The sequence below is a fragment of the Ramlibacter sp. bp-362 genome (assembly GCF_054956735.1).
Map to the genome: position 1 here is coordinate 260,352 of NZ_JBUDXE010000001.1, position 17,077 is coordinate 277,428.

Genomic DNA, 17,077 nt, shown 5'->3' on the forward strand with positions numbered 1-17,077 from the left:
AACCGCAAATTGTGCCCCAAGCCGCCTGCCGCTCAGGCGAACACGTCCGCCCGGGCCAGCGGCAGGCCGCGGCTGTCCTTGTCGGACAGGCTGGGCGTGACGCCGGCGGGCCAGGCGATGGCGAGGTCGGGGTCGTTCCAGGCGATGCAGCGCTCGTGCTCGGGCGCGTAGTAGTCGGTCGTCTTGTAGAGGAAGTCCGCGCTCTCGCTCAGCACCAGGAAACCGTGGGCGAAGCCCGGCGGCACCCACAGCTGCCGGTGGTTGTCCTCGCTGAGTTCCACGGCGACCCACTTCCCGAAATTCACAGAGGAACGCCGCAGGTCCACCGCCACGTCGAACACGGCGCCGCGCACCACGCGCACCAGCTTGCCCTGCGGCTGCCGCAGCTGGTAGTGCAGGCCGCGCAGCACGCCGCGCGCGGAGCGCGAGTGGTTGTCCTGCACGAAGGCGGCATCCACCCCCGTCGCCTCGCGGAAGGCGCGCGCGTTCCAGCTCTCCAGGAAGAAGCCGCGGGCGTCGCCGAACACCTTCGGCTCGATCACCAGCACCTCGGGGATGGCCGTGGGCATCGCCTTCACAGCGAGCGGTTCCCGTCGCGCAGGATCTGCAGCAGGTACTGGCCGTAGCCGTTCTTGCGCAGCGGATCGGCCAGGCGCTCCAGCTGCGCGTCGTCGATGAAGCCGGCGCGCCAGGCGATCTCTTCCGGGCACGCGACCTTGAGCCCCTGCCGGTTCTCCAGCGTGGCGATGAACTGGCCGGCTTCCAGCAGGCTCGCGTGCGTGCCGGTGTCCAGCCAGGCGTAGCCGCGCTTCATGATGCGCACCGAGAGCTGCCCGCGGTCCAGGTAGGCCTGGTTCACCGCCGTGATCTCCAGTTCGCCGCGCGCGCTGGGCTTCACCGCGCGGGCGATGTCGACCACCTGGTTGTCGTAGAAGTACAGGCCGGTCACCGCGTAGTTGCTGCGCGGCTGGGCGGGCTTCTCCTCGATGCTGGTGGCGCGGCCCTCGGCGTCGAAGGCGACGACGCCGTAACGCTGCGGGTCGTTCACGTGGTAGGCGAAGACGGTCGCGCCGCCCGCCTGCGCATCGGCTTCTCGCGTGAGCGGCGCGAGGTCGTGGCCGTAGAAGATGTTGTCGCCCAGCACCAGCGCGCTCGGGTCGCGGCCGATGAACTTGTCGCCGATCAGGAAGGCCTGGGCCAGCCCGTCGGGGCTGGGCTGCACCGCGTACTGCAGGTTCAGGCCCCATTGCGCGCCGTCGCCCAGCAGCTGCTGGAAGCGCGGCGTGTCCTGCGGCGTGCTGATCACGAGGATGTCGCGCATGCCGGCCAGCATCAGCGTGCTGAGCGGGTAGTACACCATCGGCTTGTCGTACACCGGCAGCAGCTGCTTGCTGATCGCCAGCGTGGCCGGGTGCAGCCGCGTGCCGGAGCCGCCGGCGAGGATGATGCCCTTGCGTCGCGTCATGGTCTCAGGATTTCCTGCAGCATCCGCGCCACCCCCTGCTCCCAGGGCGGCAGCGCCAGCCCGAAGGCCGTGCGGAAGCGGGTGGTGTCGAGACGGGAATTATGGGGACGCCGCGCCGGCGTGGGAAATGCCGACGTGGGAACGGCTTCCACCTGTTCCGGGCCGCACTTCAATGCTTCACCGGCCTGCTGCGCCTGTGCAACGACGAAGCGCGCGTAGCCGTTCCAGCTGGTCTCGCCCGCGGCCGCCACGTGGTAGGTGCCCGCCTGCGCCGCGCCCGCCAGCACGCTGCGCAGCGCGTGCGCCGTGAGGTCGGCCAGCAGGTCGGCGCCGGTGGGCGCGCCCACCTGGTCGTCGATCACGGTCAGGCGATCGCGCTCGCGCGCCAGGCGCAGCATGGTCTTCGCGAAGTTGGCCCCCCGGGCCGAATACACCCAGCTGGTGCGCAGGACCAGGTGGCGAGGGTTGGCCGTGGCGATGCGCTGCTCGCCGGCGAGCTTGGTGCGGCCGTACACGTTCAGCGGGCCGGTGGCGTCGTCCTCGCGCCAGGGCCGCGTGCCGCTGCCGTCGAACACGTAGTCGGTGGAGTAGTGGACCAGCCAGGCGCCCGCTTCCGCCGCCGCCTGCGCGATCGCGCCGGGGGTGCGGGCGTTGACCAGCTCGGCGCGCTCGGCGTCGCCCTCGGCCTGGTCCACCGCCGTATAGGCCGCGGCATTGACGATCGCGTCCGGCCGCAGCGTGCGCACGGTACGCGCCACGCCCTCGGGGTCGCCGAAGTCACCGCACAGGCCGGGAGCGCCGTCGCTGTCCAGGGCCACGAGCTCGCCGAGCGGCGCCAGGCTGCGCTGCAGCTCCCAGCCGACCTGCCCGCTGCTGCCGAACAGCAGGATCTTCACGGGGGCGTCCCGGCGGCGCCGGCGTAGTGCCTGTCGATCCAGTCGCGGTAGGCGCCGGTCTGCACGCGGCGCACCCATTCGCCGTTCGCGAGGTACCACTGCACCGTCTTGCGGATGCCGCTGGCGAAGGTCTCGGCCGGCTTCCATCCGAGCTCGCGCTCGATCTTGCGCGCATCGATGGCGTAGCGGCGGTCGTGCCCGGGGCGGTCCTGCACGAAGGCGACCTGTTCGCGGTAGCTGCCGCCGCCGGCGCGCGGCCGCAGTTCGTCGAGCAGCGCGCAGACCGTGTGCACGATCTCCAGGTTGGGCTTCTCGTTCCAGCCGCCGATGTTGTAGGTCTCGCCCGGCCGCCCCGCTTCCAGCACGCGCCGGATCGCGCTGCAGTGGTCGCCCACGTAGAGCCAGTCGCGCACCTGCTGGCCGTCGCCGTACACCGGCAGCGGCTTGCCGGCCAGCGCGTTGACGATCATCAGCGGGATCAGCTTCTCGGGGAAGTGCCAGGGCCCGTAGTTGTTGGAGCAGTTGGTGGTGAGGACCGGCAGCCCGTAGGTGTGGTGGTAGGCCCGCACCAGGTGGTCGCTGGCGGCCTTGCTGGCCGAATAGGGGCTGTTCGGCTCGTAGCGGTTCTGCTCGGTGAAGGCCGGGTCCTGCGGGGCGAGCGAGCCGTAGACCTCGTCGGTCGAGACGTGCAGGAAGCGGAAGGCTTCGCGTTCGGCGCCCTGCAGCCCGGCGAAGTAGCCGCGCACGGCCTCCAGCAGGCGGAAGGTGCCGAGCACGTTCGTCTCGATGAAGGTGCCGGGCGCGTGGATGGAGCGGTCCACGTGCGATTCGGCCGCGAAGTTCAGCACGGCCCGGGGCCGGTAGCGCGCGAGCAGCCGCTCCACGAGATCCTGGTCGCCGATGTCGCCCTGCACGAACACGTGGCGCTCGTCGCCCTGCAGCGAGCGGAGGTTCTCCAGGTTGCCGGCGTAGGTGAGCTTGTCGAGGTTGAGCACCGGCTCGCCGCCCGCGGCCAGCCAGTCCAGCACGAAGTTGGAGCCGATGAAGCCGGCGCCGCCGGTGACGAGAATCAAGCCAATCCTTCCCTCTTCCCTGCGGCGATTATGTCATCCGTACCGCGGGCGCCGGCCTGTCCGCGCGGACGGCCGGCCATGCTGCTACGCTGTGCGGATCATGGGCCGGTGGACCGCTTTCCCGCAACCGGGCGCGTACGCGCACGATGCGGCCAGCGTGACGCATGCGTGGCCGCTGCTGCACGCCGGCGACGCCGAGCCGCTGCCGCAGGACCCGGCGGTGCTGGAGGCCTGGGTGCTGTTCCACAACGGCGCCTTCCAGCAGGCCGCCGAGGCGGGCCTGGCCGCCGGCGGCGCCGGCGTGACCGTCGCCAACAAGGCGACCTGCATCTACGCCAACTACCTGGAGAAGAAGGAGAAGCCGCGGCTCGACCTGTTCCTCGAGGCGGCCGAACGCGCGCGCCAGCAGGCGGCGGCGGAGCCGGACAACCCCAACGCCTGGTACTGGCAGGCCTATGCGCTGGGCCGCTACAGCCAGGCGATCAGCGTCGCGCGCGCCCTGGCGCAGGGTTTCGGCAGCCGCGTCAAGGAGGCGCTGGAGCGCACCATCGCCCTGCGTCCGCACCATGCCGACGCGCACATCGCGCTGGGCGCCTTCCACGCCGAGGTGATCGACAAGGTCGGCGCCCTGATCGGCAGCATGACCTACGGGGCGAAGAAGGACGCGGGCCTGGCGCTGTTCCAGCAGGCGCTGCAGCTGCATCCGCGTTCGCCCATCGGGCTGGTCGAGTACGCCAACGCCCTCGTCATGCTGGAAGGCGAGCCGCGGATGAACGAGGCGCGGCGCCTGTACGCGCAGGCGGCGGCGCTGGAGCCGCTGGACGCGATGCAGTGGCTGGATGTGGAGCTGGCCCGCCACGAGGCGCCCGCCTGAGGGCCCTACGCCGGCATGCGCCGCCAGACTACAGGGCGCCGCTCAGCAGGCCGGAACAATGGCCGCATGGAGAACATGAACATCTTCCAGGCCCTGATGGTCAGCCACCGCGCGCAGCGCGAGCTGTACGCGCGCCTGCTGGCGAGCAAGCCGGCCACCGAGGAGCGGCAGCACGTCTTCGAGGAGCTGAAGGCCGAACTGGCGGCGCACGAGACGGCGGAGGAGCGCTGCTTCTACGTGCCGCTGTTCCAGCACGACCAGTCGGTGGACCTGTCGCGGCACGCGATCGCGGAGCACCACATCATGGACGAGATGGTGGAGCACCTGGAGCAGGTCGACCCGCACGCGGCCGAATGGCAGGAGTGCTGCCGCAAGCTGTGCGACAAGATCGAGCACCATCTCGACGAGGAGGAGCAGAAGTTCTTCCCGCAGGCCGGCGAGGTCCTGAGCGAGGAGCAGAAGCTGCAGCTCGCGAAGGACTACGAGGCGGAGTTCACGACGCTGCGGATCAAGCAGGAGGCGTGACTTAGGATAGCGGCCCCCAGAGACAACAAGGATCCCCCATGGCCGACCTCGACGCCGACTTCGAAGCAGCCGTCGCGAACTCCCGCAAGCTGCCGCAGCGCCCCGACAACCCCACCCTGCTGAAGATCTACGGCCTGTACAAGCAGGCGACCGTGGGCGACAACGCCGAGAAGAAGCCCGGCTTCAGCGACATGGTCGGCCGGGCGAAGTGGGATGCGTGGAACGGGTTCAAGGGAACGGCGAGCGAGGATGCCAAGCGGCAGTACATCGAGCTGATCGAGTCGCTCAGCTGACCCTCACCCCGGCCCTCACCCCGGCCCTCTCCCGCCGAGCGGGAGAGGGAGTCAGTCAGCGCGCGGCCAGCGCCTTCAGGCGCTCGTGCCGTTCTTCCTTCGTCAGGTCCTTCATGGCGCGCGCGGCGGCGTAGAAGCGCTGCCAGTCGCCGCCCACGCTGGCGAACAGGGCCTCGAAGCCGGGGACCAGTTCGTCGTAGGCCTTCTGCGCGCCGAAGAAGGCGTTGTTGGCCTCGCGCACCCAGCGGTCGTAGCCGCGCCACGCGGCCGGATTCCCGCCCAGGCGCTCCTTCATCCGCGCGTACTCGGCGCGGAATTCCGCCATGATGCGCTGCTTCGCCTGCTCGCGCGCGTCGGGCGTCATGCCCGGCGTCTCGTACATCGTCTCCAGCCGCTCGCGCGTGGCGCGCGACAGCGCCTTGAAGGCCTGGCGGCGGCCGTCGAAGGCCGCGTAGTCCTCGCGCGCCTTCTCGTCGGCGCGCGTGCGCAGCCACAGCTGGCCGCCCAGGCGCTCCACCGCGGTCGCGAAGGATTCGTTGAAGGTGGTGTCGTTCTTCGCGTAGACGACCTGGTGCGCCAGCTCGTGGAAGATCAGGCGCGCCAGCTCGCCTTCCGGGTAGCCGAGGAAGGTGTTGAGCAGCGGGTCGCCGCCGGCCCAGTTCATCAGGCCCAGCGTGGAATAGGCCGTCACCGGGTAGACGTTGGTCTCGTAGCCTTCCTGCGCGAGCTGCGCCGCCTCGGCCTTCGCCGCGTCCTCGTCGTAGTAGCCCCGGTAGCCGACGCAGCCCGTGACCGGGAAGCACCAGGTCTTGAGCTCCAGCGAATAGGCCGGCGCCGCCGTCACGTTCCACACGGCGGCGCGCCGGTGCAGGTCGGCGTAGCGCGTGTAGCTCGGGTTGTCGGGCAGCTTGAGCGTGCTCGACGCGAAGGCGCGGATGCGCTGCGCCAGCTGCAGCCGATCGTGCAGCCTCGGCGAGACCTGCGGGTCGTTCAGGAGCTCGCGCACCGGCTGCGCGGCGTTCATGATGGCCAGGTGGCCGGCCACCGACTGCCAGTAGTAGCCGAGGTTGGCGCAGCCGGTGAGGCACAGCGAGCCCGCCAGTGCCACCGCCGCCACGCCACCGAGGCCCATCAACAGCGCCTTCTTCCTCACGCGCTCTGGACGTCGACCAGGCAGTCGTAGAACACCGGCGCGCGGCCCATGTCGGTGAGCCGCTGGCTGGTGAGCTGGTTGAGGTTGGTGCCGGCGAGCCCCAGCTTGCGCCACCAGATCCCCAGGCCGTTCACCACGCCGGGACGGGCGCGCGGCGAGATGCGCACCTTGCAGTGGTATTCGCCGCGGTCGTTGAACACGCGCACCACCTGGGCGTCGACGATGCCGCGCACCGCCGCGTCGTCGGCATGCATCTCCAGCAGCGGCTCGCCCTCGATGTCGCGCAGGCTGCGCACGTTGACGAAGGTGGAGTTGAGGAAGTTGCGCGCCGGCGGCGAGATCATCGCGAGCGGATAGCGCGTCGAGCTGCCGGCCGGCTCGTGGTTGGGCACGTGGTCCGGCAGGCCGTCCAGGCCTTGCCGCGCCAGCGCTTCGCTGAAGAACTGGCAGCGGCCCGAAGCCGTGGGGAAGCCGCCATGGGCGAAGGGCGCGTCCGGCACCTGCAGGTTGGCGAAGCCCTGCGCCATCAGCACGTCGAAATCGACGCGGTCGCCGAAGGCGCGCCGGCACAGGCTCTCGTCGCTCTCGGCGAAGCAGGGGTCGGTGAAGCCCATGCGCGCGGCCAGGTCGCGGAAGATCTGCGTGTTCGTGCGCGCCTCGCCCACCGGCGCGATCGCAGGGCGGTTCAGCACGACGTCGGTGTGGCCGTAGGTGAGGTGGATGTCCCAGTGTTCCAGCTGCGTGGTGGCCGGCAGCAGGTAGTCCGCGTAGTCGGCCGTGTCGGTGCGGAAATGCTCCAGCACCACGGTGAACAGGTCCTCGCGGGCGAAGCCGCGCACCACCTTGCCGGATTCCGGCGCCACCGCGACCGGGTTGCTGTTGTAGACGACGACCGCTTCGATCGCGGGGCCGAAGTCGGGGGAGGCAGGCCGCAGCAGGTCGTCGCCGATCGTGACCATGTTGATGGTGCGCGGCCGGCGGGCCGGCAGCAGGTCGGGCCGCTGCAGCGCGGCGGAGTCCACCGGGAAGAAGCCGCCGCTGGAGAGCAGCACGCCGCCGGCGCGATGCCGCCACGCGCCGGTGAGCGCGGGCAGGCAGGCGACGGCGCGCACGGCATTGCCGCCGCCGCGCACGCGTTGCACGCCGTAATTCAGGCGGATCGCCGCCGGCTTGGTGGTGCCGTAGGCACGCGCGAGGTCGCGGATCTGCTGCGCCGGGATGCCGCAGACCGACGCCGCGCGTTCCGGCGTCCAGCGCAGCGCGCGCTCGCGCAGGCCGTCCCAGCCGAGCGTGTGCCGCGCGATGTAGTCGTGGTCCAGCCAGTCGTTCACGATGAGCTCGTGCATCAGCGCGAGCGCCAGCGCCGCGTCGGTGCCGGGCAGCAGCTGCACGTGCTCGTGGCACTTCTCCGCCGTCTCGGTGCGCCGCGGGTCGATGCACACCAGCCGCGCGCCCCGGCGCTTGGCCTCCTGGGCGATGCGCCAGAAGTGCACGCTGCTGCCGATCGCGTTGCCGCCCCAGATGAGGATCAGCTTCGCCTCGGCGAAGAACTCCACCTTCATGCCGACCTTGGCCCCGAAGGTCTGCACCAGGGCCTCGGCGCCGGCGGAGGCGCAGATGGTGCGGTCCAGCAGCGACGCGCCGAGCCGGTGGAAGAAGCGCCCCGCCATCGCCTCGCCCTGCACGAGACCCATGGTCCCGCAGAAGCTGTAGGGCAGGATGGCCTGCGGATCGCGCGCCGCGATGGCCGACAGCCGCGCCGCGATGTCGTCCAGCGCGGCGTCCCAGCTCACGGGCTCGAAGCGGCCGCTGCCCTTGGGTCCCACGCGGCGCATCGGCTGCAGCAGGCGCTCGGCGTGGTAGGTGCGCTCGACGTAGTGCGACACCTTGTTGCACAGCACGCCGGCCGTGTGCGGGTGGTCGGGGTTGCCCTGCACGCGCAGCGCCACGCCGTCCCGCACGGTCGTGACCAGCGAGCACGTGTCCGGGCAATCGTGCGGACAGGCGCCGCGGACCTGGACGGTGGCGGCGCCGGAAGCGGCGGCGGTGGCTGGCATGGGCGCATTGTCCCCGAGCCGGGCCCCCGCGCGGCCGGCCGGCCGGGAAGCTGCCTCGCGCCTAGGGAATTGGCGTAAACGTTCCGGTGCAACGCGCGACAGGCAGACGCAAGGGACGGGCCGGGACAATTCCGGCATGCTCAACCGACGTCATCTGATCCGCGCCGCCGCGGGCGGCCTCGCCCTGCTCGGCGCGCCGGCGCTGCGCGCCCAGGCCGACCGCCTGCTGCTCGCCCAGTCCGCCGCCTTCACCGGTCCCGCGGCCCAGCTGGGCATCCAGTTCCACCAGGGCGCGAAGCTCTTCCTCGAGCAACTCAACGCACAGGGCGGCGTGCACAAGCGCGAGGTGACGCTCGCGAAGCTGGACGACGGTTACGAGCCGGACCGCTGCGCCGAGAACACGCGCAAGCTGGTGGCGGAGGATCCGGTCGCGCTGTTCGGCTACATCGGCACGCCCACCAGCATCGCCGCCCTGCCGCTGGCGACGGCCGCGCGCGTGCCCTTCTTCGCGCCGTTCTCGGGCGCGATGGCGCTGCGCCAGCCCTTCAACCGCTTCGCCTTCCACATGCGCGCCTCGTACAACGACGAGACCGAGCTGATCGTGAAGCAGCTCACCTCGCTGGGCCTGGGGAAGATCGCCGTCTTCCACCAGAACGACGCCTACGGCAAGGCCGGCCTCGACGGCGTGACGCTGGCGATGGGCTCGCGCGGCCTGCAGCCCATCGCGCAGGCCACCGTGGAGCGCAACTCGGTCGTGGTCGCGCCGGCCGTCAAGACGCTGGTGGCCGCGCAGCCGGACGCGATCGTGCAGATCGGCGCGTACAAGGCCTGCGCCGCCTTCATCCGCGCGGCGCGGGCGGCCGGCTTCGGCGGCACCTTCTTCAACGTGTCCTTCGTGGGCACGCAGGCGCTGGCCGACGAACTGGGCAAGGACGGCGCCGGCGTCGTCGTGTCGCAGGTCGTGCCTTCGCCCTACAACGCGGCGCGGGCGGTCACGCGGGAGTTCCTCGATGCGGTCAAGAAGGGCGGCGCCGGCTACCAGGCGAACTTCTCCAGCATGGAGGGCTGGCTGGCAGCCAAGGTGCTGGCCGAAGGCCTCAGGCGCGGCAAGCCGACGCGCGACGGGCTGATCGCGGGCCTGGAGTCGATCGGGCGCGAGAGTTTCGGCGGCTTCGACGTGAGCTTCTCGGCCACGGACCACGTGGCGTCGAAGTTCGTGGAACTGTCGATGCTGACGGGGGACGGAAGGGTCAGGACCTGAGGGAGCTGGGGTTCGCTGCGCTCACCACCAGCCTACGGATGCCGCGGCTCGTAGGCTGGCGGTGAGGCGCCAGCCGAACCCCAGCATCAGGCGATGGCCTGCACCTTGGCGAGCCCTTCCATGAACGCCTGGCACCGCCCCAGCTGCTCCAGGCTCACGTACTCGTCCGGCTGGTGCGCCTGCTCGATGCTGCCGGGCCCGCACACCACCGTGCGGATGCCCGCGTTCTTGAAGATCCCCGCCTCGGTGCCGAAGGCCACCTGCGTCGTGCGCCGCTCGCCCGCGAGCCGCATCGCGAGCTGCGTCACGTCGTCCTCGGCCGAGCCGAGGAAGCTCGGGATCTCGCAGATCGTCTCGAAGCGGAAGCCGGTTTCCGGCGCCACCTTCCGCATCGCCGGCTCCAGCGAGCGCGCGTAGGCCACCACCTGCTCCTGCATCGCGCGTGCATCGGCCGTCGGCAGGTCGCGGAACTCGTAGCGGAACTCGGCGTCGCGCGGCACCACGTTGTCGGCGATGCCGCCGTGGAACTGGCCGACGCTGGCCGTGGAGAAGGGCACGTCGAAGCCGGCGTAGCGCGGCTCCTCGCGCTCGAAGCCTTCGGCCATGTCGCGCACGCGGCCGATCACGCGCGCCGCCATCTCGATGGCGTTCACCGACTGGGGCGTGAGCGAGGAATGCGCCTCCTTGCCGCGCACGCAGCAGCGGTAGCGGTACACGCCCTTGTGGGCGATGGCAGGCACCATGCTGGTCGGTTCGCCGACGATGCAGGCGAGCGGCGCGATGCCGGCGTCGCGCAGGTCGGCGATCAGCTCCTTCACGCCGAAGCAGCCGACCTCCTCGTCGTAGCTGAAGGCCAGGTGGATCGCGAAGGGCGCCCGGCTCTCCAGGAACAGCCGGGCATGCGCGACGGCGGTGGCGATGAAACCCTTCATGTCGGCGCTGCCGCGCCCGTACAGGCGGCCGTCGCGCACGACGCCGCCCAGCGGATCGACCGACCAGTCCTGCCCGTCCCAGGGCACGGTGTCGGTGTGGCCGGAGAGGATGATCCCGGCCGGCTTGCCCTCGCCCAGCGTGGCGAACAGGTTGGCCTTGGTCTTGTCGGCGTTGTGGCTCAGCCGGGACTTCACCCCCAGGCGCGCCAGCTCGTCGCGGATGCAGTGGATCAGCGCCAGGTTGGAGTTGGCGCTCACGGTGTTGAAGCCGACGAGGGTGCGCGCCAGTTCCAGCGCGCGCGGCATGGCAGTGGATTCCATGCGCCCATTGTCCCGGAATCTACCGATGCCGCCCATGCGCCGGCCCGCTAGACTGGCGCACTTCCCCCCGCAGGACCCTGCCATGAAGCTCCTGGACTCGATCGTCACCGAAGCCGCCTCCATCGTCGCCCTCCGCCGCGACATCCACGCCCACCCCGAACTCTGCTTCGAGGAAAAGCGCACCGCCGACCTCGTCGCCGCCAGGCTCACCGAATGGGGCATCCCGGTGCACCGCGGCCTGGGCGGCACGGGCGTGGTGGGCATCGTCAGGAACGGCACGTCCTCGCGCGCCGTCGGCCTGCGCGCCGACATGGACGCCCTGCCCATGCAGGAGTTCAACACCTTCGCCCACGCCAGCAAGCACCCCGGCAAGATGCACGCCTGCGGCCACGACGGCCACACGGCCATGCTGCTGGCGGCCGCCCGGCACTTCGCGAAGAACCGGCACTTCGACGGCACGGTCTACCTGATCTTCCAGCCGGCCGAGGAAGGCGGCGGCGGCGCCCGCGAGATGATCAAGGACGGGCTGTTCGAGAAATTCCCCATGGAGGCCGTGTTCGGCATGCACAACTGGCCCGGCGGCCAGGTCGGCCGCTTCGCCATCGGCGCCGGCCCGGTGATGGCCTCCACCGCCGAATTCAGGATCACCATCCGCGGCAAGGGCAGCCACGGCGCCATGCCCAACCTGGGGATCGACCCGGTGCCGGTGGCCTGCCAGATGGTGCAGGCCTTCCAGACCATCGTCAGCCGCAACATGAAGCCGATCGACGCGGGCGTGATCTCCGTGACGATGATCCACGCCGGCGAGGCCACCAACGTGATCCCCGACTCCTGCGAGCTGCAGGGCACGGTGCGCACCTTCAACCTCGAGGTGCAGGAAATGATCGAGAAGCGCATGCGCCAGCTGGCCGAGCACACCTGCAAGGCCTTCGACGCCACCTGCGAATTCGAGTTCGTGCCCAACTACCCGCCCACGGTCAACACGGCCGCCGAGGCGGAGTTCGCGCGCAAGGTGATGGCCTCCATCGTCGGCGCCGAGAACGTGCTGCCGCAGGAACCCACCATGGGCGCGGAAGACTTCGCCTTCATGCTGCAGGCCAAGCCCGGCGCCTACTGCTTCATCGCCAACGGCGACGGCTCGCACCGCGACATGGGCCACGGCGCCGGCCCCTGCGTGCTGCACAACCCCAGCTACGACTTCAACGACGACCTCATCCCGCTGGGCGCGACCTACTGGGTGCGCCTGGCCGAGGAGTGGCTGGCCAAGGGCCGGGCGTGAGCGCCGGGGACGCGTTTTCGCGGACCTACGCCGAAGCACGCGCGAAGTTCCTGCAGGCCGCGGCCGACGCCGGCCTGCCGGTCGAGAGCCACCCGCATCCCCGGCCCGGGCTCCAGGGCGAGCCGCTCGCCATGGACGTGGTGCGCGACGGCCCGCCCGATGCGGGCCGGGTGCTGGTCCTCAGCAGCGGCTGCCACGGCGTGGAGGGCTACTGCGGCAGCGGCGTGCAGGTCGCGCTGCTGCGCGACGCCGCCTGGCGGCAGCACGCCGCCGCCGCGGGCGTGGCGGTGCTGTACATCCACGCGCTCAACCCCTACGGCTTCTCGCACGTGCGCCGCACGACCCACGAGAACGTCGACCTGAACCGCAACTTCCACGACTTCGCCCGGCCGCTGCCGATGAACACGGCCTACCGCGAGCTGCACCCGCTGCTGGTGCCGCCGCAGTGGCCGCCGGCGCCGGACAACGAGCAGGCGATCGGCGCCTGGCTGGCGCGCAACGGCGAGAAGGCGTTCCAGTCCGCCGTGTCGGGCGGCCAGTACGAATTCGCCGACGGCCTCTTCTTCGGCGGCCGGTCGCCGAGCTGGAGCAACCTCACCGTGCGGGAAGTGCTGCGCGCGCACGGCCGGCGCGCGGCGCGTCTCGCGTGGATCGACATCCACACCGGCCTGGGGCCGAGCGGCGTGGGCGAGCGCATCTACGCCGGCCGCGACGACCGCGCCGAGGTCGCCCGCGCACGGCAGTGGTGGGACGGCGGCGGGCGCACGCCCGTCACGTCCATCTACGACGGGTCGTCGACCTCCGCCTTCCTCACCGGGATGATGTTCGTCTCCGCCTACGAGGAATGCCCGCAGGCGCAGTACACGGGCATGGCGCTGGAGTACGGCACCGTGCCGGTGATGGAGACCTTGCAGGCGCTGCGGGCCGAGCAGTGGCTCAACGCGCATCCCGAAGCCCCGGCGGAGCTTGCCGAGGCGATCCGGCGACAGGTGATGGCGGCGTTCTACACCGACACCGATGCCTGGCGCGGGCAGGTGCAGGCGCAGGCGCGGGAAGCGATGGAACAGGCGGTGAAGGGATTGGCCCCGTAGGGTGGCGGTGAGCCGAAGGCGAACCCCACCGTTCACCCGGCCGCCGCCGCGCGCGACTGCGCGATCACCAGCAACCCGTCGAAGATCAGGCTTTCCACCAGCTCGAAGGGCACCGACATGTGCGGCGCCATCTTCCAGCCGGCGCCGCCGGTCATGGTGCACACCGGCTCGCAGCCGCAGCGCTGGCGCACGTGCTGCACCATGCGCTCGATCGCCCCGGCGATGGCGAAGGTGCCGCCGCTGGTGAGCGCGTCGCTGGTGTTGGTGGGGAATTCGCGCACTTCGCCGGTCGGCACCCGCAGGCCGGCCGTGCCGCTTTCCAGCGCGCGCAGCATGATGCCGTGCCCCGGCAGGATGAAGCCGCCGAGGAAGCGGCCGTAGTCGTCCACCGCCTCCACCGTCACGGCCGTGCCCACCATCACCACCACCATCGGCCGGGCCGGGCCGGCGGCCAGCATGCGGTGGCGGGCGCCGATCATGGCGACCCAGCGGTCCGCGCCCAGGCGCGTGGGGTGGTCGTAGCCGTTGATCACGCCGGCCTCGGCCGCGTTGGGCACGACCCAGTGCGCCGGCGCCACCCACAGCTCCTCCATCTGCTCCTCGACGCGGCGCTTCACGGCGTCGCCCGCCACGCAGCAACCCAGCATGCGCGCCGGCGCGGCCAGGCCGGCCCACTCGCCGTCGGCGAGCTTGTCGATGTTCTCCAGGAACTCCGCCCCGGCGGCGAGCGGCTCGGCGCCGGGGGCCGCCTGCGGATACACCGCCCACTTCAGGCGCGTGTTGCCGATGTCGATCGCGAGGAAGCTCATGCCGCGGCGCCTAGGCCGCGGCCTGCAGGGGCCCCTGCATGGCGGCCAGTTCGTCGGCCGCCGCCTGGTCCTGCCCCTGCACGCCGGCGCAGTCCTGCCCCAGCGGCTCCAGCGCCGATTTCAGCCCGCGCTGCGCGCGTCGGGCGCCGTCCACCGCCTCGTCCGCGGCGCCGCCGGCGGCCTGGTCGGCCAGGGATTCCAGGCGTTCGCGCGCCGCCTTGCATTCGCCTTCCAGCACCTGCTGCACCGCGCCGAGCACGGAAGCGCGGCGGGCGAGCGCGCCCTTGCAGCGCTCCAGGGCCGGCTGCACCGCATTGCAGGCGGTGCGCAGGACCTTCAGCCGCGCGACCAGCAACTCGCAGCGCGCGGTGTCCTGCGCGATCTGCTGCTGCACCTCGGGGCCGCCGCCTTCCGCCTGGCGCGCCTTGAGCTGGTTGCGCATGTCCTGCAGCCAGCGCGCGCCCTGGTCCATGATGCGTTCCAGCGCCTTCAACTCGGCCTCGCACTCCAGCACCTGGCGGTCGATGGACGTGGCCTCCTGCCTTCGCTGCACGCCGCGCCAGCCGTTGGCGAGCGCCTCCCCCGCCTGGACGACCCGATCCACCTGGGCGGAGAAGGCGGCGGCGGCTTCCTTGCCCTTGCCCGTGACGCGCGCCAGCAGGCCGCGGGGCTGCGTCAGCGCGAAGTCCAGCTTGCCCAGCGCCTCGTCCAGCGCGCGGCAGGCCGCCGCCAGCTGCTGGAACTCGCTCTCGCGGCCGCGGATCGCGGCTTCCAGCTGCTGCCGCAGCTCCAGCAGGCGGCGCACGTGGCCGCTGCCGGCGTCCGAGGCCATCTGGTCCAGCCACGCGGCCGGCGAGGCGGCCGGCTTCGGCCGCACCTGCAACTGGGCCAGCTTGGCCGGCGTCATCAGGGACGCGGTGCGGTCGTCGGTGTCGTCGCTCATGGGCCGCAATGGTACTGCCGGGCGGAAGGCCGGCAAGGCCCCGGCGGGCCTACAGGGCGCCCAGCCAGCAGGCGCGCTGGATCGCCGCCATCTTGTTGTCCACCCGCAGCTTGTTCATGGCGTTCGCGAGGTGGTAGTTGACGGTGCGCTCGGTGCACTGCAGCTGCTGTGCCGTCTCGCGCGCCGTCTTGCCCTGGAAGGCGAGCTCCAGGCATTCGCGCTCGCGCGGGCTGAGCCTGGAGCGCGCCGTCGCGATGGAGCGCTTCACCAGCGGCCAGATGTTCAGCGCCGACCAGGCGAGCAGCGCGGCGTCGGAGCGGTCGGTCAGTTCGCGCGGGCTGAACATGAAGCACTCGAAGGCGCGGCCGGCCGGCAGCGAGAACTCCACGCGCACCACGGTCTGGTAGCCGTGCGCGAGCCACAGCAGGCGCCAGCGGCTCGCATTCTGGGGATCGGTCTTGGCGATGGTCTGCCAGGCCACGAGCGGCGCGTCGGAGTCGCGCCAGCGGGCGCCGAAGTCGCTGCTTTCGGCCAGGGCGCCGGCGGCCTCGGCGACCAGCGGCGGGTGCACCGCCACGACCTGGCGGTCCTCGCTGCCGCCGAACGGGTCGGGGCCGAGCACGACGACGGCCTCCACGGAGAACTCGCGCAGCGCCGCCACCCAGTCGCTGAGGATGCCGTCGAGGCTGACACTGTCAAAGTTAACAGGGATCCCCATGCCGAATCGTAGGTACTACCGCCGGGCTGTGACAATATCACCTTCGGACCCCCAGCCATGAAGCAGCAAGTGCAGCGCGCCCCCTTTTCCCTGCCGCACCGAGTCGTGCGGCGGCGCCTGTCCGCCCGCTGGCGGCGCGCGCCGGCGTTCGCGTTGCTGCAGCCGCTGATGGAGCCGATCCTGCATCCGTCCCGCTGGCGCATCCGCGCCCTCGGCTTCTCGACGATGCTGGGCCACCCCGTCTTCTACGCCATCTGGGCGCTGCTGCTGCCCCAGCCCTACGAAAACCTGGTGCTGCGCGTGCTGATGGCCCTGTGCGGCCTGAGCCTGCTCGTGATCCCGGGCGTGACGGCCTCGCCGCCGAGCCGCGCCGCCGCCGTCACCTTCTCCGCGGTCTTCTGGATCACCCTGCCCTGGTTCTTCTCGTGGATGTATTTCTGCAACGGTGGCAACGCCGTCTGGCTGGCCAGCTTCGGGGCCATGCTGCTGATCTACTACCACCTGACCGACTGGCGCCTGGCCACCCTGGGTTCGGCGAGCGGCATGCTGGTGGCCTGGCTGATGTTCGACGCGATCGGCCCCGTCCGTCCCGACATGCCGCTGGAGCTGGCCGCCACCAACACCGTCGTGATCGCCTTCTGCTGGTTCATGGGGCTGACCCTGGGCCTGTCCTCGTCCAACCTGCGGCGCGAACAGCTCAACTACACGCTGGGGACCATGGGCATCATGGCGCACGAACTGCGCACGCCGCTCGCCACCATGCAGCTGATCGCCGAGGCGGTGCGCAACGAGGCCGCGCAGCATGGCGGCGAGAGCAGCGAGCGCCTGCAGCAGCTGGGCCAGCGCCTGAGCCACCTGGTGCGCAACATGAACCATCAGATCGACATGCAGATCACCAACGCCCGCCTCATGCGCCTGGGCGGCCACGTGGAGACCATCTCGGCGGCCGAACTGGTGCGCGCGGCGATCGAGGAGTACCCCTACCGCAGCACGCGCGAGCGGCAGTCGGTGGTGGTGCAGGTGAAGGACGACTTCCGCTTCGTCGGCTCGCGCCAGCTGTTCGCGCAGGTGGTGGACAACCTGACCAAGAACGCGCTGCGCTCGCTGGCGGCGGCGTCCTCCGCCAGCCAGCCCGGCGACCTGCTCATCCAGATCGGTTCGCAGGGCTCGCGCGGGCGCATCGTGTTCACCGACAACGGCGTGGGCATGGACGCGGAACTGCTGCAGCGCATCTTCCAGCCCTTCTTCTCCACCGACCGCGGCACGGGGCACGGCCTCGGCCTGGCGTTCTGCCAGCGCGTGGTGCACGCGGCCCATGGCAGCATCCGCGTGAAGTCGGCGCCCCACCACGGAGCGGTGTTCACCATCGAGCTGCCGGTGGCGTAGC

Annotated in this window: 17 protein-coding genes; 7 read left to right on the plus strand and 10 right to left on the minus strand. The window is 71.2% G+C overall.

What is annotated here, in order from left to right; genetic code table 11:
• Positions 1-32: 32 nt before the first annotated feature.
• From rfbC to rfbB, 4 genes are read right to left on the minus strand one after another with little or no spacing between them, the layout of a single operon-like run.
• On the minus strand, positions 33-578 hold the full coding sequence (gene rfbC / locus ACY0MJ_RS01275) for a dTDP-4-dehydrorhamnose 3,5-epimerase (protein ID WP_462636447.1): 546 nt from the start codon (positions 576-578) through the stop codon (positions 33-35).
• Positions 575-1,465: a glucose-1-phosphate thymidylyltransferase RfbA gene (gene rfbA, locus ACY0MJ_RS01280; RefSeq protein WP_462636448.1), complete on the minus strand. Its 891-nt coding sequence runs from the start codon at positions 1,463-1,465 to the stop codon at positions 575-577. Before rfbA ends, rfbC begins: the two co-directional genes overlap by 4 nt.
• A complete protein-coding gene (gene rfbD, locus ACY0MJ_RS01285) occupies positions 1,462-2,361 on the minus strand; it encodes a dTDP-4-dehydrorhamnose reductase (protein ID WP_462636449.1) in 900 nt (299 codons plus the stop codon). Before rfbD ends, rfbA begins: the two co-directional genes overlap by 4 nt.
• Entirely contained in the window at positions 2,358-3,434 is a 1,077-nt protein-coding gene (gene rfbB / locus ACY0MJ_RS01290; RefSeq protein WP_462636450.1) for a dTDP-glucose 4,6-dehydratase, read from the minus strand. The genes rfbD and rfbB overlap by 4 nt, the downstream gene beginning before the upstream one ends.
• A gap of 100 nt (positions 3,435-3,534) precedes the next feature.
• Between rfbB and ACY0MJ_RS01295 the strand changes: the two genes are divergently transcribed.
• The 3 genes from ACY0MJ_RS01295 to ACY0MJ_RS01305 all read left to right on the plus strand — a co-directional run bounded on the left by ACY0MJ_RS01295 (position 3,535) and on the right by ACY0MJ_RS01305 (position 5,126).
• On the plus strand, positions 3,535-4,308 hold the full coding sequence (locus ACY0MJ_RS01295; RefSeq protein ID WP_462636451.1) for a hypothetical protein: 774 nt from the start codon (positions 3,535-3,537) through the stop codon (positions 4,306-4,308).
• A gap of 66 nt (positions 4,309-4,374) precedes the next feature.
• On the plus strand, positions 4,375-4,833 hold the full coding sequence (locus ACY0MJ_RS01300; RefSeq protein WP_462636452.1) for a hemerythrin domain-containing protein: 459 nt from the start codon (positions 4,375-4,377) through the stop codon (positions 4,831-4,833).
• Between the two features lie 38 nt (positions 4,834-4,871).
• Positions 4,872-5,126: an acyl-CoA-binding protein gene (locus ACY0MJ_RS01305; protein ID WP_462636453.1), complete on the plus strand. Its 255-nt coding sequence runs from the start codon at positions 4,872-4,874 to the stop codon at positions 5,124-5,126.
• Positions 5,127-5,181: 55 nt separating this feature from the next.
• On the opposite strand, the gene ACY0MJ_RS01310 is transcribed toward ACY0MJ_RS01305, so the two are convergent.
• Together ACY0MJ_RS01310 and ACY0MJ_RS01315 are read right to left on the minus strand one after the other, a co-directional pair.
• On the minus strand, positions 5,182-6,258 hold the full coding sequence (locus ACY0MJ_RS01310) for an aminopeptidase (protein WP_462636696.1): 1,077 nt from the start codon (positions 6,256-6,258) through the stop codon (positions 5,182-5,184).
• A gap of 17 nt (positions 6,259-6,275) precedes the next feature.
• Entirely contained in the window at positions 6,276-8,336 is a 2,061-nt protein-coding gene (locus ACY0MJ_RS01315) for a molybdopterin-containing oxidoreductase family protein (RefSeq protein ID WP_462636454.1), read from the minus strand.
• Positions 8,337-8,472: 136 nt separating this feature from the next.
• Here ACY0MJ_RS01315 and ACY0MJ_RS01320 point away from each other — a divergent pair, with 136 nt between their 5' ends.
• Positions 8,473-9,597 carry an ABC transporter substrate-binding protein gene (locus tag ACY0MJ_RS01320; RefSeq protein WP_462636455.1) on the plus strand — a complete coding sequence of 375 codons (1,125 nt, stop codon included), beginning with the start codon at positions 8,473-8,475 and terminating at the stop codon, positions 9,595-9,597.
• Positions 9,598-9,683: 86 nt separating this feature from the next.
• On the opposite strand, the gene argE is transcribed toward ACY0MJ_RS01320, so the two are convergent.
• A complete protein-coding gene (argE, locus tag ACY0MJ_RS01325; RefSeq protein WP_462636456.1) occupies positions 9,684-10,850 on the minus strand; it encodes an acetylornithine deacetylase in 1,167 nt (388 codons plus the stop codon).
• 82 nt (positions 10,851-10,932) lie between these two features.
• On the opposite strand from argE, the gene ACY0MJ_RS01330 reads away from it, so the two are divergent.
• Positions 10,933-12,129 (plus strand): M20 aminoacylase family protein, encoded by a 1,197-nt coding sequence (locus ACY0MJ_RS01330; protein ID WP_462636457.1) that lies wholly within the window; start codon positions 10,933-10,935, stop codon positions 12,127-12,129.
• Positions 12,126-13,220: a M14 family metallopeptidase gene (locus tag ACY0MJ_RS01335; protein ID WP_462636458.1), complete on the plus strand. Its 1,095-nt coding sequence runs from the start codon at positions 12,126-12,128 to the stop codon at positions 13,218-13,220. The genes ACY0MJ_RS01330 and ACY0MJ_RS01335 overlap by 4 nt, the downstream gene beginning before the upstream one ends.
• A 32-nt stretch (positions 13,221-13,252) precedes the next feature.
• Here ACY0MJ_RS01335 and ACY0MJ_RS01340 read toward each other — a convergent pair whose 3' ends face one another.
• From ACY0MJ_RS01340 to ACY0MJ_RS01350, 3 genes are read right to left on the minus strand one after another with little or no spacing between them, the layout of a single operon-like run.
• Complete coding sequence (locus tag ACY0MJ_RS01340) at positions 13,253-14,029, minus strand: type III pantothenate kinase (protein WP_462636459.1); 777 nt, start codon at positions 14,027-14,029, stop codon at positions 13,253-13,255.
• A gap of 10 nt (positions 14,030-14,039) precedes the next feature.
• Complete coding sequence (locus tag ACY0MJ_RS01345; RefSeq protein ID WP_462636460.1) at positions 14,040-14,972, minus strand: hypothetical protein; 933 nt, start codon at positions 14,970-14,972, stop codon at positions 14,040-14,042.
• Between the two features lie 49 nt (positions 14,973-15,021).
• A complete protein-coding gene (locus tag ACY0MJ_RS01350; protein ID WP_462636461.1) occupies positions 15,022-15,690 on the minus strand; it encodes a LuxR C-terminal-related transcriptional regulator in 669 nt (222 codons plus the stop codon).
• 57 nt (positions 15,691-15,747) lie between these two features.
• Here ACY0MJ_RS01350 and ACY0MJ_RS01355 point away from each other — a divergent pair, with 57 nt between their 5' ends.
• Entirely contained in the window at positions 15,748-17,076 is a 1,329-nt protein-coding gene (locus ACY0MJ_RS01355; protein WP_462636462.1) for a sensor histidine kinase, read from the plus strand.
• Position 17,077 lies beyond the last annotated feature (1 nt).

Excerpts from the sequence above, each read along its gene's own strand:
- ACY0MJ_RS01310 (WP_462636696.1), bottom strand. The coding sequence starts at position 6,258 with ATGGGCCTCGGTGGCGTGGCGGCGGTGGCACTGGCGGGCTCGCTGTGC.
- ACY0MJ_RS01305 (WP_462636453.1), top strand. The coding sequence starts at position 4,872 with ATGGCCGACCTCGACGCCGACTTCGAAGCAGCCGTCGCGAACTCCCGC.
- rfbA (WP_462636448.1), bottom strand. The coding sequence starts at position 1,465 with ATGACGCGACGCAAGGGCATCATCCTCGCCGGCGGCTCCGGCACGCGG.
- ACY0MJ_RS01355 (WP_462636462.1), top strand. The coding sequence starts at position 15,748 with ATGAAGCAGCAAGTGCAGCGCGCCCCCTTTTCCCTGCCGCACCGAGTC.
- ACY0MJ_RS01315 (WP_462636454.1), bottom strand. The coding sequence starts at position 8,336 with ATGCCAGCCACCGCCGCCGCTTCCGGCGCCGCCACCGTCCAGGTCCGC.
- ACY0MJ_RS01320 (WP_462636455.1), top strand. The coding sequence starts at position 8,473 with ATGCTCAACCGACGTCATCTGATCCGCGCCGCCGCGGGCGGCCTCGCC.
- ACY0MJ_RS01345 (WP_462636460.1), bottom strand. The coding sequence starts at position 14,972 with ATGAGCGACGACACCGACGACCGCACCGCGTCCCTGATGACGCCGGCC.
- ACY0MJ_RS01295 (WP_462636451.1), top strand. The coding sequence starts at position 3,535 with ATGGGCCGGTGGACCGCTTTCCCGCAACCGGGCGCGTACGCGCACGAT.
- ACY0MJ_RS01330 (WP_462636457.1), top strand. The coding sequence starts at position 10,933 with ATGAAGCTCCTGGACTCGATCGTCACCGAAGCCGCCTCCATCGTCGCC.
- ACY0MJ_RS01340 (WP_462636459.1), bottom strand. The coding sequence starts at position 14,029 with ATGAGCTTCCTCGCGATCGACATCGGCAACACGCGCCTGAAGTGGGCG.
- ACY0MJ_RS01300 (WP_462636452.1), top strand. The coding sequence starts at position 4,375 with ATGGAGAACATGAACATCTTCCAGGCCCTGATGGTCAGCCACCGCGCG.
- argE (WP_462636456.1), bottom strand. The coding sequence starts at position 10,850 with ATGGAATCCACTGCCATGCCGCGCGCGCTGGAACTGGCGCGCACCCTC.
- ACY0MJ_RS01350 (WP_462636461.1), bottom strand. The coding sequence starts at position 15,690 with ATGGGGATCCCTGTTAACTTTGACAGTGTCAGCCTCGACGGCATCCTC.